Annotated in this window: 1 protein-coding gene; it reads left to right on the forward strand. The window is 65.7% G+C overall.

The genetic code is table 11. From position 1 onward, the window contains the following. Positions 1 to 2,059, forward strand: a 2,059-nt coding sequence (locus tag AC2VOP_RS06745) for a helicase associated domain-containing protein (RefSeq protein ID WP_486960243.1), incomplete at its 5' end; no start/stop codon positions are given. Positions 2,060 to 2,541: the final 482 nt, after the last annotated feature.

Below are 2,541 nucleotides of genomic sequence, written 5' to 3' on the forward strand. Positions count from 1 at the left end.
CTGTGCCGGGCCGGTGTCCTCCGACTTCGCCACAGTCCTCGACGCCGACCGCATCAAGGCTCGGCGGCGGCTGTTTATGACGGCGACGCCGCGCTACTACACCGGCCGGGTCATCAAGGCCGCCACCGAAGCTGACCTCGAAGTCGCCTCGATGGACAGCGAAGCTACCTTCGGCGCGGTGTTCCACCGCCTCGGCTTCAGCGAGGCCATCAAGCGCGACCTACTCACCGATTACCAGGTGGTTGTGGTCGGCGTCGACGACGCCACCTACCGCACCTACGTAGAAAAGGGCACTCTGGTCACCCGGGACGGAAGAGTCATCACCGATGCACGGTCCCTGGCCGGGCAGATCGGGCTCGCGAAGGCGATGCGGCGCTACGACCTGCGCCGCACAATCAGCTTCCACTCCCGGGTCGCTCGTGCCCGGGAGTTCGCCGACGAGCTGTCCGATGTCGTTGACTGGATGCCCGTCCGGCAGCAACCAAAGGGCGCGTTGTGGTCGTCGTACGCGTCCGGCGACATGACCGCTGGAGAGCGCCACGTCCTGCTCCAACACCTGTCCCGCCTCGACGACGGGGAGCGCGGGCTGCTGGCCAACGCCCGCTGTCTGGCCGAGGGCGTGGACGTTCCCGCCCTGGACGGGGTGGCGTTCATCGATCCTCGGCGTTCCGAGGTGGACATCATCCAGGCGGTGGGACGCGCCATCCGCAAAGCCGATGACAAGGCCGTGGGAACCATCGTGCTCCCCGTGTTCATCGACGCTGACACCGATCCCGAAGTGGCTCTGGATGATTCAACATTCAAGACCGTGTGGGACGTGATCAAGGCGCTGCGGGCACACGACGACGAGCTGGCCGAGCAGATCGACACGCTGCGCCGCGAGATAGGTCGCCGCGGCCGGGTGCCTAAGCTGCCGGACAAAATCCACCTCGACGTGCCGGTCACCGTAGGCGCCGCGTTCGCCTCGGCTTTCGACACAAGACTCGTGGAACAGACCAGTGCCAGCTGGGAGTTCTGGTTCGGGCTACTGGGGAAATATGTGGCAGAGAACGGGTCGGCGCTGGTTCCGCAGGACTGCCTGATGGAGGGCTACAAACTCGGGCAGTGGGTGATGGCGCAGCGTGTCAAACATGCCCAGGGAACCTTGGACCCCCACCGCGAACATCGTCTCGAGACGCTGCGGGGGTGGGCCTGGAACGCCCGCGCCGAGAAGTGGGAGAAGGTCTTCGTCTGCCTCTTGGACTACGTGAAACAGCATGGGGACGCCCTCGTTCCGGCGAACTGCATGTTCAACGGTGTCAAGCTCGGCAGTTGGGTGGTTGCGCAGCGGGTGTACTACGCGAAGGGCACCCTCGACCCTGACCGCGCACGCCGTCTGGCGGAGCTTTCGGGCTGGGCGTGGGACGTGATCGACGCCCAGTGGGACGAGGGATTCAACCGTCTCCTGGACTATGTCGAGCAGACTGGGCACGCCCGCGTCCCGTCCCGCTACCTCTTCAACGGCTACAAGCTCGGTAACTGGGTAGCGGTGCAGCGCGACCGGCACCGCGACGGCATACTCGCCCCTGAGCGCGCACGACGTCTTGCGGAGCTTCCTGACTGGACGTGGACGCCGCACGGCGACCGGTGGGAGAAAGGCTTCGCGCTACTGCTTGACTTCGCCGAGCGCACCGGCACCGCGTGCGTGCCTCACTCCCTCACGGTTAATCGCTTCAAGCTGGGCGCGTGGGTTGCGAATCAGCGCAGCAGGAGCGCCACCCTCAGCCAAGACCGCCGGCAGCGACTTGAGGAGCTGCCTTGCTGGGCGTGGGACGCCGTGGCCGCCAAGTGGGAGGAAACCTTCGCCCGGCTCCTTGAATACGTTGGCCTCAACGGAGACGCACGGGTTCCGTTCTCCTATTCGGTCGGTGGCGTAAAACTCGGATCATGGATCAACACGCAGCGCACCAAACGCGCCAAGGGAATCCTCAACCCAGACCGCGCCAGCCGTCTTGAGAAGCTTCCCGGCTGGACCTGGGATGCCCGCGCCGACCGCGCGCTACGTCGGACACCGCGGTGACGCCAGGGTCACCCAGCTATCCGTCGCCGGTACTGGTCTGGCGGTTCCATGGTCAAGAAGAACGACCGGGGCGCGCCATCCGCTTGCAGCAGCTCAATCCGGTAAGTCCAACCCACTGAACCCGCACCCCGGATTCGTGGCCATGTGATCGGCGGCGAACCGCGACGCCGCGCGGTGTAAGCCGTTGGGGGCCGGCAAACCTTCCAGTGATTGTCAGGCCCCTCAGGTGTTGCCACTCAGGTTTGCTGGGACGCGGTCAGATTAGACCGCCGCGGCCCACCATTCCGCTACGCACGAAAAAACGTGAAGCACACGACCACGCCACACGAGCGACCGACCGACGCGGGAGCACGGGACCTGCCGCGCTGGTTGTCACCGGCGTACAGGCCCGTTATCGGGCGGCGGAGATCAGCTGTTGTGCGCGTTGGAACGACATGCCGAGCACCTCGCCGACATCGCGGACAGCGACACCATGCGAGGCC

The sequence above is a fragment of the Mycobacterium sp. TH-M106 genome, from assembly GCF_057473765.1.